The following is a 16,161-nucleotide window of genomic DNA, read 5'->3' as shown; positions in this document are numbered from 1 at the left end:
GGTTGGTGTCTTTCTTGACTTGGATTCCGTCCATCGTAGGATCGGCTCCGGCGATAGCCTGGGTAGCAGCAGAGCAGTCAGCAGCACTAGGTAGCAGCACCAGGTAACAGACGACACCGTGATCCGCCTTGTAGGGAAGGATTCCCATGTCTGAGAACCACGATGCAACCGGCGTAGCGGCGGAGGCGGAGGGCACGGGTGGCTGCCCGGTCGCCCACGGGCGCGCACCGCACCCCACCCAGGGCGGCGGAAACCGCCAGTGGTGGCCCGACCAGCTGAACCTGAAGATCCTCGCCAAGAACCCCGCGGTGGCCAACCCGCTCGGTGCGGACTTCGACTACGCCGCGGCGTTCACCGCCCTCGACCTCCCGACCGTCAAGCGTGACATCGGGCAGGCGCTGACCACCTCGCACGACTGGTGGCCGGCCGACTACGGCCACTACGGCCCGTTCATCATCCGCATGGCGTGGCACAGCGCGGGCACCTACCGGATCCGCGACGGCCGCGGCGGCGCCGGCGGCGGCCAGCAGCGGTTCGCCCCGCTCAACAGCTGGCCCGACAACGCCAGCCTCGACAAGGCCCGCCGCCTGCTCTGGCCGGTCAAGAAGAAGTACGGCCGGAGCCTGTCCTGGGCCGACCTGATGATCCTGGCCGGCAACGTCGCCCTGGAGAGCATGGGCTTCCGGACCTTCGGCTTCGGCGGCGGCCGGGTGGACGAGTGGGAGCCGGACGAGGACGTCTACTGGGGCCCGGAGACCACCTGGCTCGGCGACGAGCGCTACACCGGCGACCGCGAGCTGGAGAACCCGCTCGCCGCGGTCCAGATGGGCCTGATCTACGTCAACCCGGAGGGCCCCAACGGCAATCCGGACCCGATCGCCGCGGCCCGCGACATCCGCGAGACCTTCTACCGGATGGCGATGAACGACGAGGAGACCGTCGCCCTCATCGCCGGCGGCCACACCTTCGGCAAGACCCACGGCGCGGGCCCGGCGGAGAACGTCGGCCCCGACCCCGAGGCCGCCCCGATGGAGCAGCAGGGCCTCGGCTGGAAGAGCACCTTCCGCACCGGCAAGGGCGGCGACGCGATCACCAGCGGCCTGGAGGGCGCCTGGACGGCCACCCCGACGACCTGGAACAACTCCTTCTTCGAGACGCTGTTCGGCTACGAGTGGGAGCTCACCAAGAGCCCCGCCGGCGCGTACCAGTACAAGCCGAAGGACGGCGCCGGGGCGGACACCGTCCCCGACGCGCACGACCCGTCGAAGCGGCACGCCCCGACGATGCTGACCACCGACCTGTCGCTGCGCCTGGACCCGGTCTACGAGCCGATCTCGCGGCGCTTCATGGAGCACCCCGAGGAGTTCGCCGACGCGTTCGCCCGGGCCTGGTTCAAGCTCACCCACCGCGACATGGGCCCGGTCGTCCGCTACCTCGGCCCCGAGGTCCCGGCCGAGCAGCTGATCTGGCAGGACCCGCTGCCGGCCGTCACCTACACGCAGATCGACGCGGCCGACGTCGCCACCCTCAAGGAGCGCGTCCTCGCGTCCGGCCTGTCGGTCGCCCAGCTGGTCTCCGCCGCGTGGGCCGCGGCCTCCTCGTTCCGCGGCAGCGACAAGCGCGGCGGCGCCAACGGCGGGCGGATCCGCCTCCAGCCGCAGGTCGGCTGGGAGGTCAACGACCCGGACCGGCTCGCCATCGTGCTGCGCACCCTGGAAGGGATCCAGCGGGACTTCAACGCCCAGGCCGGCGCCAAGCAGGTCTCGCTGGCCGACCTGGTCGTGCTGGCCGGCTCCGCGGCCGTCGAGAAGGCCGCCAAGGACGCGGGCTTCGCCGTCGCGGTGCCGTTCGCGCCCGGCCGGGTGGACGCCTCGCAGGAGCAGACCGACGTCGAGTCCTTCGCCGCGCTGGAGCCCGCCGCCGACGGCTTCCGCAACTACGTCGGCAAGGGCAACCGGCTGCCGGCCGAGTACCTGCTGCTCGACAAGGCGAACCTGCTGACCCTGAGCGCCCCGGAGCTGACCGCCCTCGTCGGCGGCCTGCGCGTCCTCGGCGCGAACCACCAGGAGTCCGCGTACGGCGTCCTCACCGAGACCCCCGGCGTGCTGACGAACGACTTCTTCGTCAACCTGCTCGACCTCGGCACCACCTGGAAGGCGACGTCCTCGGACGCGACCGCCTTCGAGGGCCGCGACGCCGCCACCGGCGAGCTCAAGTGGACCGGCACCCGCGCCGACCTCGTGTTCGGCTCGAACTCCGAGCTGCGCGCGGTCGCGGAGGTCTACGCGAGCGACGACGCCAAGGAGAAGTTCGTCAAGGACTTCGTCGCGGCGTGGGTCAAGGTGATGAACCTGGACCGGTTCGACCTCGCCTGACCGGTGACGTCCTGACCGGTGACGTCCTGACCGTGACGTCCCGGCCGTGACGTCCTGACCGTGACGCATGGGCCCGGGGGTGTTGCGTCCCCGGGCCCATGCATGCGCCCGGGGTCAGGCCGCCGGCCCCGAGCCGACGCTGACCAGCCCGGTCTCGTACGCGGCCACCACCACCTGCGCCCGGTCCCGCAGCCCCAACTTGCCGAGGATCCGGGCCACATGCGTCTTCACTGTCGCCTCGGACAGCTGGAGCCGGGCGGCGAGTTCGGCGTTGCTGAGGCCGCGCGCGAGCAGGCCCATGACCTCCAGCTCGCGCGGCGTGAGCGCGCCCAGCTCGCGGTGCAGGGCGGCGGCGGAGGCGTCCGGACGGGCGAAGCGCTCGACCAGCCGCCGGGTGATGGCGGGGGCGAGCAGGGCGTCGCCGCTGCGGACCAGCCGGACGGCGGCGGCCAGGTGCTCCGGGGTGACGTCCTTGAGCAGGAAGCCGCTGGCTCCGGCGGCCATCGCGGCGTAGACGTACTGGTCGAGGTCGAAGGTGGTCAGCATGATCACCCGGGGCGGGTCGTCCACGGTGTCGGAGAGGATCCGCCGGGTGGCCTCCAGCCCGTCCAGCCCGGGCATCCGGATGTCCATCAGCACGACGTCCGGCCGGGTCCGCCGGACCGCGGCGATCGCCTGCTCGCCGTCCTCGGCCTCGGCGACCACCTCGATCCCCTCCGACTCCAGGATCAGCCGGAACCCCGTGCGCACCAGCGCCTGGTCGTCGGCGACCACCACGCGCAATGGCTGTCCGGTCGTCGCGGTCATGAAGTCTCCAAGGGGATCAGGGCCTTGACGCGGTAGCCGCCGCGCGGTCGGGGGCCGGTGTGCAAGGTGCCGCCGTAGACGGCGAGGCGCTCGCGCAGGCCGATCAGGCCGCGGCCGTTGCCGGTGGCGGCGGCGCCGGTGGGGCGGCCGCCGGTGTCGGTGATCTCGACGCGCAGGTGGTCGGGGGCGTACTCGACGGCCACCTCGGCGGCGGAGCCGCCCGCGTGCTTGACGGTGTTGGTGAGCGCCTCCTGGACCACGCGGTAGGCGGCGAGTTCGATCCCGGGCGGGACGGCGCGGCGTTCGCCGGTGACGGTCAGCCCGACCGTCAGCCCGGCGTGCCGGACGCCCTCGACCAGCGCGTCCAGCCGGCCGAGGCCGGGTTGCGGGCTGAGGTCGGCGGTGGCGGCCGGGTCGTCGCCGGTCTCCGAGTCGATGGTCAACAGGCCCATCACGTGCCGGAGTTCGGTCATCGCGGCGCGGCCACCAGTCTCCACGGCGGCCATCGCCTCGCGGGCCTTGTCCGGCGCGGTGTCGAGGATCTTGCGGGCGGCCCCGGCCTGGATCGTCATCATGCTCACGTTGTGCGTCACCACGTCGTGCAACTCCCGGGCGATGCGGGCCCGTTCGTGCTCCACCGCCCGCTGCAGCGCGGCCAGCTGCTCGCGCTCCAGGGCGGACAGCCGCTCGTGGCCCTCGGCCACCCGGCGGCGCCACATCCGCAGCTCGTAGGCGACCGCGAACACCGGTATCAGGACCAGCGCCGCGATCACCGCATTGGGGAAGCTGGGCAGTTGGGCGTCGTTGAAGAGCACCACCAGCGCGGCGGTGGCCGCGGGCAGTCCGAGCAGCATGAGCCGTGGGCGGCGCCCGTACGCGGCGGCGCTGTAGGCGGCGATGATGACGACGACGCCCGCGGTGTACGCGATGTCCTGGGACTGGTGCCGGACCAGCAGTGCGGCCGGTAGGACGGTCCAGAGCACCGCCAGCGGGAAGCGGCGGCGCAGGGCCAGCGGCAGCGGCACGAGTGGGACCAGCAGCATCAGCCCCGACCAGTCGGGCTCGCCGAACCCGTTGGCGGTGGTGACGTAGCGGGCGCCGGTGAAGGCGAGGAGCAGCGCCAGCGCGGCGTCGAACACCCACCCGCGCCGGGTCGGCCGGGGCGGCGGTTCGGCACTCGGGCGGACCGCCGCGCGCAGTCGGTCCGGGGTCAGGACTTTGATCACCGGGACATTGTGGCGGCCGGGAGCCGCGCTGGACAGCCCGGCGTCCGGCGGTCCGGCCGTACCTCGGGCGACTACATCGGAAGGATGACGTCGCGCGCGGTACCTCCGACGCGGTACCGAACATGCCGCGGGCGGCGGACGCGGGCCTGCCGGGCCCGTTCGTACGGTTTTCCCCGTCAGCCACGGAACACAAGGGGACGGGACGAGCATGACCACCACACCGGTGATCGAACTGAGCGGCGTGAGCCGCCACTACGAGGGCGCGCGGGCAGCGCTGGACGACGTCACGCTGAGCGTGCGGGCGGGGGAATCGGTGGCCGTGCTCGGCCCGTCCGGCAGCGGGAAGTCCACCCTGCTCTACCTGGTGGCCGGGCTGGACCGGCCGACCGCGGGAACGGTCACCGTGGGTGGGGTCCGGGTGGACCTGCTGAACGAGGCCGCCTCCGCCCGCTACCGGCGGGGCACGATCGGCATGGTGTTCCAGTTCTTCAACCTGCTGGACGACCTCACCGTGGCCGACAACGTCGCGCTCGCCGGCGAACTGGCCGGCGTGTCGCGCGGCGAGGCCCGGCGGCGGGCCGCGGAGCTGCTGGAGGCGCTCGGCATCGACCGGCACGCCAAGGCACACCCGGCGCGGCTGTCCGGCGGTGAGCGCCAACGTGTCGCGGTGGCCCGGGCGTTGATGAACCGGCCGACGCTGCTGCTGGCCGACGAGCCGACCGGTGCGCTGGACTCGGCCTCCGGGGAGGACGTCAAGGAGCTCTTCCGGGAGCTGCACGAGGACGGCCAGACGATCCTGATCGTCACCCACGACCTGAAGCTTGCCGAGGACTGTGCGACGCGCACGGTCCGGATGCGGGACGGCCGGGTCGCGTCGGACACGGCGGTGCTGGCATGAGTGAGCGAAGCGAACTCATCATCGAGAGGTGCGCGTTGCGCGAAGCGCTCGCCGAGCGTAGCGAGGTGGGCGCATGAGCGCCCTCGGCAGGGTGGTGCGCGCGGGTGTGCGGCGCCGCCGGACGCAGTCGATCGCGATCGGGATGGCCGCGTTGGTGGCCACCGCCTCGTCCGTCCTCGGCGGCTCGCTGCTGGTCGCCTCGCAGGAGCCCTTCGACTAGGCCTTCGCCGCCCAGACCGGCGCCCACCTCACCGCGCGGTTCGACGGCACCCGGGCCACCGCCGCCCAACTCGCCGACTCTGCGCACGCCCCCGGGGTGACGGCCTCCGCCGGGCCGTTCGCCACCGTGACGGTCGACCCCGAGCCGGGCCCCGGCACGGCCGTCCCGCCCGGGGACACCATGGAGCCGATGACCATCGCGGGCCGCGCCGACGCCGCCGGCGGCATCGACAACGTCACGCTGCTGAAGGGGAGTTGGCCGAGCCGGCCGGGCGAGGTGGTGCTCGCCGCCGGGTACGGCAGCCCGCTCAGGGAGGTCGGCCAGACGCTGCGCGTGCCCGGACTGCCCGGGGCGCCGACGCTCATTGTCGTCGGCTTCGCCCGGTCCGTCAGCCGCACCGCCGACGCCTGGGTCACGCCCGACGGCATCGCCGCGCTCACCGCGCCCGGCACCACCCCCGGGTACGAGATGCTCTACCGCTTCGCCGACGCCGGCACCACCGGCGCGATGGCCGCCGACCGGGCCGCCGTCGACGCCGCCGTGCCCGCCGGAGCCCTCACCGGCGCCCAGTCCTGGCTCACCACCAAGCAGGGCACCAACCGCAACACCGCGCTGTTCCTGCCGTTCCTGGTCTCCTTCGGGCTGCTCGGCATGGTGATGTCGGTGCTGGTGGCCGGCAATGTGGTGGCCGGCGCGGTCGGCACCGCGACCCGGCGGATCGGCGTCCTCAAGGCGCTCGGCTGCACCCCGGCGCAGGTGGTCCGCGCGTACGTCGGGCAGGCGCTGATCCCGGCCGCCGTCGGGATCCTGCTCGGCGTGGTCGCGGGCAACCTGCTGACCGTCCCCGTACTCAGCACCGCCGCTCAGATCTACGGGACCGTGACCTCGGGCATCAGCCCCTGGCTGGACGCGGCCGTGGCGGGCGGCACCCTGGCCGCCGTCGCGCTGGTCGCCTGGGCGGCGGCGGCCCGCGCCGGGCGGCTGCGGACGGTGGACGCGCTCGCCGTCGGGCGTACGGCCGGGACCACCCGGCGGGACGCGACTGCCGCGCGCGCCTCCGCGCTCGCGGCCCGGCTGCCGCTGCCCCGGCCGATCGGCCTCGGCCTCGCACAGCCCTTCGCCCGTCCGGCGCGGGCCGCCGGGATGCTCGCGGCCGTCGTGTTCGGCACCACCGCGGCCGTCTTCGCGGTGGGCATGGGCGGGTCGATGGCCTGGGTGCAGGCGGCGAAGAACCACGACACGGCGGACGTCGCCGTCGTCCCCGCCCGCCCGCCCGACCGGGCTCGGGGCCGGGGCCGGGGCCGGGGACGTTCCGGCGAAGCCGATCGCGGCCGACCCCGCCGCCGTCACGGCGGCCCTCAACGGGCAGCCGGGTACGGCCGGGTACTACGGCACCGGCACGGGGGACGCGAAGGTCCCCGGCGTGGCCGGCACCACCACGGTGTTCGCGTTCACCGGCGACTCCTCCCGGGCCGGCTACCGGATGGTCACCGGGCACTGGTTCCAGGGCCCCGGCGAGGCCGTCGCGCCCAGCACCTTCCTGACCGAGGCGGCGGCCGAGGTCGGCGACAGCGTGACCTTCCAGTACCACGGCCGGGCCGTCACCGTCCGCATCGTCGGCGAGGTCTTCGACCCGCACATGCAGACCAACGAGCTGCTCACCGACGCCGGCAGCTTCCCCGCCGGGACCGCTCCGCGGCCGGACACCTGGGCGATCTACGTGAAGCCCGGCACCGACCCCGCCGCCTACGCCACCGCCCTCGGCGGCGCGCTCGCCCCGCTCGGGCTGACGGCGCAGGCCGGTCAGCAGCACGGCTCCAGTGACGTCATCGCTGCGCTGAACTCGCTCACCGCCACCCTGACCCTGCTGCTGGTCCTCGTCGCCGGGCTCGGCGTGTTCAACACCGTCGTCCTGGAGATCCGGGAGCGGGTGCGGGACATGGGCGTCGCCAAGGCGCTCGGCATGACGCCGCGGCAGACCGTCGGCATGGTGCTCGCGTCCGTCCTCCTGGTCGGCGTGGTCGGCGGCGCGATCGGCCTGCCCGCCGGGCTGGCCCTGCACGGGCTCACGCTGCCGGCCATGGGGCACAGCGCCGGGCTCGACTTCCCGGCGGCGGCCACGGACGTGTTCGGGACGCCGACGCTGGTGCTGCTCGCGCTCGGCGGGGTGCTGATCGCGGTCCTCGGGGCGCTGCTGCCCGCTGTGCGGGCGGCCCGGGCACGGACGGTCACCGCGCTGCGCGCCGAGTGAGCTGCGCGCCGAGTGAGCGTGCGAGGAGCGGCCCGGTCAGCCCTGACCGGGCCGCTCCTCGTCTTCGTGCTCGGCCTTGTGTTCGGCCGCCTTGACCTGCTCGGCGAACGCATGGGCATCGATCCGCTCGACCGCGGCCCCGTGTCTGGCGGCCAGCTCGTCCGCCGGACCGGGCGCCGCCTCCCGGACCTCCAGCACGAGCATCGCGCCACCGTCCGGCACCCGCGGCGACAGCACGATCAGCCCGGCGCCGCCCTCCGTCGCCCGGCTCTCCTCGGCCGCGCTGCCGAGCGCCGCGCCCGCCGCGAACCCCAGCACCACGCCCACCGGCCCGCCGAGCAGCCCCACCAGCCCGCCCAGCACCCCGGACCCCACGGTCGCCACCCCGGCGCCCCGCGTGAAGGTGTCCCGCACCTCCAGCAGTCCGTCCGCGCTGCGCTCCAGCGCCGCCGCCTGCCGCAGGCCCGGCAGGTGCTGCGCCTCGTCGAAGGCGGGCCGCCACCCGGCGGCGTCCGGGAAGGTCAGCAGGACGACGTTGTGCTGCTCGCTCATCGTGCTCCGATCGGGCCGCGGCCGGTGGTACCAGGCTCCATCGTGACCTTCGGTGCCCGGCCCTGCCACAGGCGCGACGATCCGGCGGGGCTCCCCAGGGGTGGCGCGTTCAAACGTGGGGTCCGGTTCAGCCGGTCGTCACCGTCCGGATTTTGGACAGGTGCAGGGCGGTCCCCGGGGCCGGGTGGCGCGGTGGTCCGGGCCAGGGCGGGGCGTGGCCTGTGGGAACGGGGGCGGAACGGGCGGGCGACGCTATTTCGATCCTGGCCGGAATTCGGTTCGGTGGGGCACATGCCCCTGGTGTGACGGGTGAGGCGCTGCCAGGATCCGGACCGGCACGTCCGTGCCAGATCCGAACGCTTGTAGGAGGCATCATGCAGCCCACCGCTGAGCAGGTTCGCGCGCTCAAGGACGAGGACTTCCGGCTCACCCTCGGCCAGGGCCACCAGGTCCACCCGGCCGGCGAGCTCGCGGACGAGGTGTACGTGACCGCCGCGGTGCAGGCCAGCACCTGTGGCGGCTGGTCGAGCTGCGGCCACGTCTGCAGCTTCTGAGTCCACGGCTTTTGAGCCCACGGCTTCCGAGTCCACGGCTTCTGAGCCCACCGTCCGGCGTGGACCCCCGGCCGCACCGCCTGGGTCCGCGCCGGACCGCCGCCCGCCTTCTTCACCCGGCCCCTCAGAGAGGCAGCACCGCCCCGTGGTTGACGCGTCCGAACTCCCGCGGGCCGCCGCCCGAGCCGTCCCGCTGAACGCCCGCGGCAGGGTCCCCGACGGCACCCACCCCGGGCCGGAGTCCGCCGAGCGGGCCGAACGCGCCGGACGGAAGCTCGACCGCTGGCGGGCCCAGACGCCGTTCGACCGGGACGGCTGGTTCGAGCGCCGCCTCGCCGCCGACGGCCTCGACCCGGACGCGCTGCGCGCCCTCCTCGCCGAGCACCCGGACGCGCTCGCGGACCGCCTCGGACCGGCCCCGTGGGCCGAACGCCTCGCCGCCGTGTTCGCCACCGCGTCTTCTCACCGACAGGCGCCGCTGGACCTCCCCGAGGACCACGCCTTCGCCCGGCTCGTCGCGCCGCTGCTCGCCGACGCCCGCGACCGCCTGTGCGCCGGCATCGCCGCCCTGGACGCGCCCGCCCTCGGCACCCCCGAGGAGCTGACTGCCCTCGCCCTGCCCGCGCTCACCGCCGCCGTCCACGGCATGGCCGTCCGTACCGTCATCACGGAACTCCATGTCGCCCGCCTCACCGGCGAGTTGACCGGTGACACCCCCGAGCAGCGCTACCGCGACTTCCTCGACCGGCTCACCCGGCCCGAACGGGCACTCCGACTCCTCACCGAGTACCCGGTCCTGGCCCACCGCCTCACCACCGCGGCCGAGCGGTGGACCACCACCGGCCTCACCCTGATCCGCCGCCTCGCCACCGACCTCCCCGCCCTCTCCGCCGCCTTCGCCGACGGCCGTCCGCTCGGCCGTCTCACCGAACTCGCCACCGGCCTCGGCGATCCGCACCGCGGCGGCGCCACCGTCAGCTCCCTGCGCTTCGAGCACGGCACCCGGATCGTCTACAAGCCCCGCCCGCTCGGCGCCGAGACCCACTTCCAGCAGGTCCTGCGGTGGCTCAACCCCAAGCTCCGGCTGCCCCTGCACGACCTCGCCCACCTGGCCGGCGACGGTTACGGCTGGGTCGCCCACGTCACCGCCGAACCCGCCCGCGACGACGCCGAGTTGAGTGCCTTCTACCACCGCGCCGGCACCCTTGCCGCGCTGATGTACGTCCTCGACGCGGTCGACTGCCACGCGCAGAACCTGCTCGCCGTCCGCGACCAGCCCGTGCTCATCGACCTGGAGGCCCTGCTCCACCCCGACCTGCACGAACCCGCCAAGGACCTCTCCGAGTCCGAACGCCTCGCCCGCCACCGGGCCCGCCACTCCGTCCTGCGCTCCGGCCTGCTCCCCGAGCGGATGTGGGACGAGGGCAACGGCGGTACCGACCTCTCCGCCCTCGGCTGGGACCCGGCCAGCCTCCCGCCCCGGGCCGCCCCCGTCCTCGTCAACCAGGGAACGGACGAACTGCGGCTGGAGTACCGGCGGGTGCCCGTCGAGGCGCCCGGAAGCCGGCCGGTCCCCGCCGGGCAGCCGCTGCGACTCGCAGACCACCTGGGGGAGTTGGAGGACGGCTTCACCGAGGCCTACCGGCTGCTTGCCGCCGACAAGGACCAACTCCGGGAACTCCTCGGCGCGTTCGCGGGCGACGAAACCCGGATGCTGCGCCGCGACACCTTCGAGTACCGCAGCCTCCTCAACACCGCCTGCCACCCCGACCTGCTGCGCGACGCCCTCGACCAGGACCGCCACCTCGACCGGCTCTGGGCCCTCGCCGCGTGGGAGGAACACGCCCTCGCCTTCGTCGACCACGAACGTGCCGACCTGTGGCGCGGCGACGTGCCCGTCTTCACCATCCGCCCCGACGGCGTCGACGCCCGCTCCTCCACCGGCGCCCTCATCCCCGGCGTCGCCGACCGGCCCGCGCTCGAACTCGCCCTCGCCAAGGCCGACGACCTCGGCGAGGAGGACCTCGCCCGCCAACTCCAGCTCCTGCGGCTCTCCGTCACCACGGCCGACGGCGCGCGCGAGCCGCGCAGGGCCGTCACGTCCGTGGTGCACAACGAACCGGCCGAACCGGCAGAGGAGTTGGCCACCCGCGCCCTCGCCAAGGCCGTCGAAGCCGGCGAGCAACTGGTCCGCGAGGCCTACCGGGGGAGCGCCGACCTCGCCTGGGTGGGCCCCAACTGGGCGCCACCCGGCCGCTGGGCGCCCGCCGAGCTCGGACCCGACCTCTACAGCGGCACGGCGGGCATCACCCTCTTCCTCCACCAGCTCGCGACCGTCACCGGCGACCGTTCACACCGCTCGGCCGCCCAGGCAGCAGAAGTGACGCTTCGTCAGCAGATCCGCCGACGCACCGACCGCCTCGGCGGCGGCCTCGCCGGCACCGGCGGCGTGCTCTACGCCCTCGCCCACCTCGCTTCCCACCACCCCGACGCCGAACTCGATGCCCTGGCGGCGCAGGTGATCGACCGCGTCGCCGCCACCGCGGCGGAGGACACCCTCCACGACCTCCTCGCGGGCAACGCCGGCACCATCGGCGGCCTCCTGGCCTGGGACACCGTCCGCCCCGGCCCCGCCGTCTCCGCCGCCCTCGCCGCCTGCGCCCGGCGCCTCACCGAGACCGCCGCCCCGCACCCCGAAGGCGGTACCGGCTGGCTCCCCGCCTCCCTGGCCGACACCGCCACCCGCCCCCTCGCCGGCTTCGCCCACGGCGGCTCCGGCATCGCCTGGGCCCTTGCTCGCGCCGGCCACCGCCTCGGCGACGATCAATTGGCCCAACTCGCTCTCGCCGCCTTGGAATACGAGCGCACCCTCTTCGACCCGGCCGCCGCCAACTGGCGCGACGTCCGCGAGGACGGCGGCCCCGACGCCCCGTCCTTCCCCACCCTCTGGTGCCACGGCGCCTCCGGCATCGCCCTCGCCCGCCTCGAACTCGCCGAACTCCTGCCGGAGGGCGATGAGTTGCTCCGCAAGGAGCGCGATACCGCCCTCGACACCGTGCACCGCGAGGGCTTCGGCCTCAACTTCTCCCTCTGCCACGGCGACCTCGGCAACCTCGAACCGCTCCACCTGGCCGGCCGCCCCTGGCACGCCCAGGCCCGGGCCACCCTGGACGCCCTCGACACCAACGGCTGGATCTGCGGCCTCCCGCACGGCGTCCACAGCCCGTCCCTCATGACCGGCCTGGCCGGCATCGGCCACGGCCTCCTCCGCCTGGCGGCTCCTGACACCGTTCCGTCCCTGCTGGCCCTGCACCCTCCAACAGCCGCCTGACCCACCCCCACCCCGGCCGCCCGAGCCTCCCCCGGCCCGCGCTCGCGAGCGGCGGCCAGGTCGGGCAGCTCGGGCTTCGGTGGTCGGTCGTCGGCCTGCCGCCCAGTGTGCCGGAGCCGCCTGCGAATCGAACATCGCGGACGGTTCCGGTGATCGACTGCCACCAACTCGCCGTCCCCGACACGGATTCGACCGGATCGAGTGAGACCGGCCGGGACACGCCGAGCGGCCCCGCGAAGCGCTGCCAGGATCAGGGTCCGCACCAGCGTCGCCCCTTTCAGCAGTGCTCTCCGGCACTGCTGCGAGGCGTGCGCCGAGGAACCGACCGAGGGAGCACTGTGTCCGATCAGGCCGTGAAACCCGAGAAACCCGATACTCACCAGGAGGACCACGACGAGGAGCTGCGCCTCCGCTTCCCCGGCGACCACCGCGCCGAGGCCGGCGCGTCGATGTCCACGACGGCCGTGCTGCGCCGCCTGCCGCGCCTCGTACGCCGTGCGCTGGAACTCGCGTGGGCGGCCGACCGCACCGCCACCCTGTTCCTCCTGCTCTGCCAGCTGCTCGCCGGCGTCTTCGGGGCGCTCGCGCTCTACGCCACCACCGGGACGCTCGGCGCGCTGCTGGTGGCCGGCCCGATCGGCCCGCACCTGAAAGCCGCCGCGCCGTCCCTCCTCCTCCTGACGGTCGCGGCCGGCCTGCGCGCCGTCCTCGGGATCGCGGTGGTCGGCCTGTCCGGCCGGGTGGCGCCGCGGATCACGCGCGAGGCCGAGCTGGCGCTGATCGCGGCCGGGTGCGCCGCCGAGCTGAAGGCGTACGACGAACCCGCCTACAACGAGCGGTGGGAGGCCGCCGACCGGGGCGCCTCGACCACGCCCGACCTGCTCTCCAACGCCCAGGACGTGATCGCCGCCACGGTCTCGCTCGCGGCCGCCGCCGGGGTGCTGGCGACCCTGCACCCGTGGCTGGTGCCGCTGCTCCTGCTCGGCTCGGTGCCGACCGGGGTGGCCGCCGTCCGCACCGCCCGGATCCACTACCTGGCGGCGCTCACCACGAACGAGGACCGCGGCGCGCTGCGCGTGTACCGCTGGCACCTGATCGACAAGTCCCGCGCCGACCAGGTGCGTTCGGACCAGGTGACGCCGTTCCTGATGGCCAAGTACCGGCGCGCCGAGGCCAAGATCGTCGCGGCGACGGACCGGGCCACCCGGGAGGCCGCGAGGGTGTCGCTCATCGCCGCCCTCGGCACCGGGGCGGGCAGCGCGCTGATCTGGGGCACGCTGCTGTTCCTGGTGGCCTCCGGCCGGATCGACCTGGCCGCCGCCGGCACGGCGACCTTCGCCCTGCGGACGGCCTCGTCCGGCCTGCAGGGCGTGGTCGGCAACGGCGCCCGGCTGTACCGCATGGGGCTCTACCTGGACGACTACTTCACCTTCCTCGACGAGGCCGGCGGCCACCGGATCCGGCGCGGTCACGTGATCCCGGGCGCACCGGGGCTGGTCGAGGTCGGCAACCTGAGCCACGCCTACCCGGGCGAGCAGCAGGAGCCGGCGCTCCGGGGCGTGAGCATGACGCTGCGCGCGGGCGAGGTGGTGGCCGTCATCGGGCAGAACGGCAGCGGCAAGTCGACGCTGCTGAAGCTGCTGTCGGGTCTCTACCTGCCGCAGTCCGGCCGGATCACGTGGGACGGCGTGCCGGTGCAGGAACTGGACGCCGAGGGCATGTGGACGCGGGTGGCCCGGGTGCCGCAGGAGTTCGCGCGGTGGCCGCTGGGGGCGGCGGAGAACATCCATCTGGGGCATGTCTCGGACGACGTGATGGCGGACGTGCAGCGGGCGGCGGCCCGGACCGGGTTCGACGAGGTCGTGGGCCGGCTGCGCTCGGGCTGGCGGACGCTGCTCGCCCAAGGCTGGTGGGGCGGCGCGGAGTTGTCGGGCGGCGGCTGGCAGCGGGCGGCGGTGGCGCGGGCGCTGTACCGGACGATGCGGCACCCGGGCCTGCTGATCCTGGACGAGCCGACCTCCGACCTGGACCCGCGCGCCGAGCACCGGATCCTGCACGCCCTGCGCGCGCTGGCCCCGGGGCGGATCACCCTCCTCGTCACCCACAACATCGCCAACACGGCGGTGGCGGACCGGGTGATCGTGATGGACAAGGGCCGGATCGTCCAGTCCGGCACCTGGTCGGAGCTGGCCGGGCAGCGCGACGGGCTGTTCCGCGAACTGCTCGACCTCCAGCGCGACCGGGCCGTCCCCGCTCAACGAGGACGCGGGGACGGCGAGTCGGTCGCCGGCCCCACCTGAGGTAGACCAGGCCCCACTGCTGGTTCGCCGCCCCCAGGTAGTCCCAGGTGGTGGTGGGCGAACCGGTCTCGCCCGGATGGGCGACGCGGCCGAGTTCCTGGACCGGATCGGCCAGGATATCGTCCGTGCCGTGCGGCAGTGGCGAGAGGAGCAGACGGGATGACCGGCATGCAGCTCAGGATCGAGGCCGTCGACCTGCCCGGTCGCGAGTGTGGCGCCGGGCCGGGCTTCCCGGGGTACCGGGACATCCACGTCGCCGTCCAACGCCGCGCCAAACGGGACGAGTTGCTGGACCCGCAGCCCGGTGACGCGCCGCACGCGAAGTGGACGCTGGAGTGCACCGCGAAGCCGACCCCGACCGGCGTGGACATCACCGGCCGGTACGTGCAGGGCGGCCCGGGCGGGCGGTTCGTCTACCTCAACTGGGTCAGCGGCGCGGACTTCACGCTGTTCCGCCGCGCGAAGCTGCTCCTGGAGGAGATCGACCGGGAGACCGCCGAGGCGGCCATGGGCACCGGCCTGCTGGTGGCCCGGCTGGGCCTGACGGACGCCAAGGGCCACCCGCTGTGCGCCGCCGTCCGGCCGCCGCTGGTCACCGGGACGGCTGAGGGCTGACCGGGCGCGGCGTCAGCGCCGCGTACTCCAGCGGAGCCGACGGGTCCACCGACAGCTCGGCCGGTGCGGGCTCGGCACCCGCCCTGACCAGCAGATCGCCGATCGCCGCGACCATCGCCCCGTTGTCCGTGCAGAGCCGCAGCGGCGGCACCCGCAGCGCGATCCCGGCCGCCGCGCAGCGCTGCTCGGCCAGCGCCCGCACCCGGGAGTTGGCCGCGACCCCGCCGACCACCACCAGCGTGCCGATCCCGTGGTCGGTGCAGGCCCGCACCGCCTTGCGGGTCAGCACGTCCGCGATCGCCTCCTGGAGAGCGGCGGCCGCGTCCGGGACGTACGGTGCGCGCTGCGCCTCGACCCAGCGGGCGGCGGCGGTCTTGAGCCCGGAGAACGAGAACGCGTACGGATCGTCATGGGGCCCGGTGAGCGGGCGCGGGAGCCGGACGGCGGCCGGGTCGCCGTCCCGGGCCGCGCGGTCGATGGCGGGCCCGCCGGGGTAGGGGAGGCCCAGGACGCGGGCGACCTTGTCGAAGCACTCGCCGGCCGCGTCGTCCAGGGTGTCGCCGAGGTGGGCGATCGGGTCGCGGGCGAGGTCGCGGACGAGCAGCAGCGAGGTGTGGCCGCCGGAGACGATGAGCACCACGCACGGGTTCGGCAGCGGCCCGCCGTCGAGCGTCGCGGCGGCGACGTGCCCGGCGAGGTGGTGCACGCCGTAGAGCGGGACGCCGAGCGAGAACGCGTAGCTCTTGGCAGCGGCCACGCCGACCTGGAGGGCGCCGGCGAGCCCAGGGCCGGTGGTCACGGCGACGGCGCCGACGTCGGCGAGGGCGAGCCCGGCTCGGTCGAGGGCCTCGCGGACCACCGGCGCCATCGCGTGAACGTGCGCGCGGGCGGCGATCTCGGGCACCACCCCGCCGTAGCGGGCGTGCTCGTCCATGCTCGACGCCACCGCCTGCCCGAGCAGTTGCCCGTCGCGGACCAGGCCCGCGCCGGTCTCGTCGCACGAGGACTCGATCCCGAGTACCACCACCGGCG

The 16,161-nt window shown here is 74.5% G+C and carries 14 protein-coding genes and 1 pseudogene; 9 read left to right on the top strand and 6 right to left on the bottom strand.

Going from position 1 to position 16,161, the window contains the following annotated elements:
* Window positions 1–146 precede the first annotated feature (146 nt).
* On the top strand, window positions 147–2,375 hold the full coding sequence (gene katG / locus KV557_RS01425) for a catalase/peroxidase HPI (protein WP_218197685.1): 2,229 nt from the start codon (window positions 147–149) through the stop codon (window positions 2,373–2,375).
* A 114-nt stretch (window positions 2,376–2,489) separates the two neighbouring features.
* Here katG and KV557_RS01420 read toward each other — a convergent pair whose 3' ends face one another.
* Window positions 2,490–3,182: a response regulator gene (locus KV557_RS01420; protein ID WP_218197684.1), complete on the bottom strand. Its 693-nt coding sequence runs from the start codon at window positions 3,180–3,182 to the stop codon at window positions 2,490–2,492.
* The gene (locus KV557_RS01415; RefSeq protein ID WP_308129718.1) at window positions 3,179–4,408 is read right to left on the bottom strand and encodes a sensor histidine kinase; all 1,230 of its coding nucleotides are present in this window, start codon (window positions 4,406–4,408) and stop codon (window positions 3,179–3,181) included. The genes KV557_RS01420 and KV557_RS01415 overlap by 4 nt, the downstream gene beginning before the upstream one ends.
* 208 nt (window positions 4,409–4,616) lie before the next feature.
* On the opposite strand from KV557_RS01415, the gene KV557_RS01410 reads away from it, so the two are divergent.
* Window positions 4,617–5,306: an ABC transporter ATP-binding protein gene (locus KV557_RS01410; RefSeq protein WP_218197683.1), complete on the top strand. Its 690-nt coding sequence runs from the start codon at window positions 4,617–4,619 to the stop codon at window positions 5,304–5,306.
* Window positions 5,307–5,379: 73 nt separating this feature from the next.
* Window positions 5,380–5,526 (top strand): hypothetical protein, encoded by a 147-nt coding sequence (locus KV557_RS42105; protein ID WP_256176832.1) that lies wholly within the window; start codon window positions 5,380–5,382, stop codon window positions 5,524–5,526.
* Here the strand turns inward: KV557_RS42105 and KV557_RS43975 are convergent.
* The gene (locus KV557_RS43975) at window positions 5,523–5,942 is read right to left on the bottom strand and encodes a hypothetical protein (RefSeq protein ID WP_305148963.1); all 420 of its coding nucleotides are present in this window, start codon (window positions 5,940–5,942) and stop codon (window positions 5,523–5,525) included. The genes KV557_RS42105 and KV557_RS43975 overlap by 4 nt on opposite strands.
* 52 nt (window positions 5,943–5,994) lie before the next feature.
* Here KV557_RS43975 and KV557_RS44350 point away from each other — a divergent pair.
* Window positions 5,995–6,438: pseudogene (locus KV557_RS44350) on the top strand (FtsX-like permease family protein); the annotation flags it as partial.
* Here KV557_RS44350 and KV557_RS44345 read toward each other — a convergent pair.
* On the bottom strand, window positions 6,396–6,767 hold the full coding sequence (locus tag KV557_RS44345) for a hypothetical protein (protein ID WP_308129727.1): 372 nt from the start codon (window positions 6,765–6,767) through the stop codon (window positions 6,396–6,398). The pseudogene KV557_RS44350 and the gene KV557_RS44345 overlap by 43 nt on opposite strands.
* Window positions 6,768–6,949: 182 nt before the next feature.
* Here KV557_RS44345 and KV557_RS44340 point away from each other — a divergent pair, with 182 nt between their 5' ends.
* The gene (locus KV557_RS44340) at window positions 6,950–7,777 is read left to right on the top strand and encodes an ABC transporter permease (RefSeq protein WP_308129717.1); all 828 of its coding nucleotides are present in this window, start codon (window positions 6,950–6,952) and stop codon (window positions 7,775–7,777) included.
* 36 nt (window positions 7,778–7,813) lie between these two features.
* Here KV557_RS44340 and KV557_RS01400 read toward each other — a convergent pair whose 3' ends face one another.
* Entirely contained in the window at window positions 7,814–8,329 is a 516-nt protein-coding gene (locus tag KV557_RS01400) for a histidine kinase (protein WP_218197682.1), read from the bottom strand.
* A gap of 374 nt (window positions 8,330–8,703) precedes the next feature.
* On the opposite strand from KV557_RS01400, the gene KV557_RS01395 reads away from it, so the two are divergent.
* The 4 genes from KV557_RS01395 (at window position 8,704) to KV557_RS01380 (ending at window position 15,129) form a co-directional block, all read left to right on the top strand.
* On the top strand, window positions 8,704–8,883 hold the full coding sequence (locus KV557_RS01395) for a hypothetical protein (RefSeq protein ID WP_218197681.1): 180 nt from the start codon (window positions 8,704–8,706) through the stop codon (window positions 8,881–8,883).
* Window positions 8,884–9,028: 145 nt separating this feature from the next.
* Complete coding sequence (locus KV557_RS01390; protein ID WP_218197680.1) at window positions 9,029–12,214, top strand: type 2 lanthipeptide synthetase LanM family protein; 3,186 nt, start codon at window positions 9,029–9,031, stop codon at window positions 12,212–12,214.
* A 353-nt stretch (window positions 12,215–12,567) separates the two neighbouring features.
* Window positions 12,568–14,514: an ABC transporter ATP-binding protein gene (locus tag KV557_RS01385; protein ID WP_308129716.1), complete on the top strand. Its 1,947-nt coding sequence runs from the start codon at window positions 12,568–12,570 to the stop codon at window positions 14,512–14,514.
* Window positions 14,515–14,682: 168 nt separating this feature from the next.
* A complete protein-coding gene (locus KV557_RS01380; RefSeq protein ID WP_218197826.1) occupies window positions 14,683–15,129 on the top strand; it encodes a DUF5990 family protein in 447 nt (148 codons plus the stop codon).
* On the opposite strand, the gene tsaD is transcribed toward KV557_RS01380, so the two are convergent.
* Window positions 15,107–16,153: a tRNA (adenosine(37)-N6)-threonylcarbamoyltransferase complex transferase subunit TsaD gene (gene tsaD, locus KV557_RS01375; RefSeq protein WP_308129726.1), complete on the bottom strand. Its 1,047-nt coding sequence runs from the start codon at window positions 16,151–16,153 to the stop codon at window positions 15,107–15,109. The two genes, KV557_RS01380 and tsaD, sit on opposite strands and share 23 nt — an antisense overlap.
* Window positions 16,154–16,161 lie beyond the last annotated feature (8 nt).

Origin of the sequence: Kitasatospora aureofaciens (assembly GCF_019192735.1) — a bacterium.
In the GTDB taxonomy this organism is placed as follows: domain Bacteria; phylum Actinomycetota; class Actinomycetes; order Streptomycetales; family Streptomycetaceae; genus Kitasatospora; species Kitasatospora aureofaciens_A.
The sequence above is the reverse complement of the archived record's forward strand: the minus strand, read 5'-3'. Positions and strand labels throughout refer to the sequence as shown.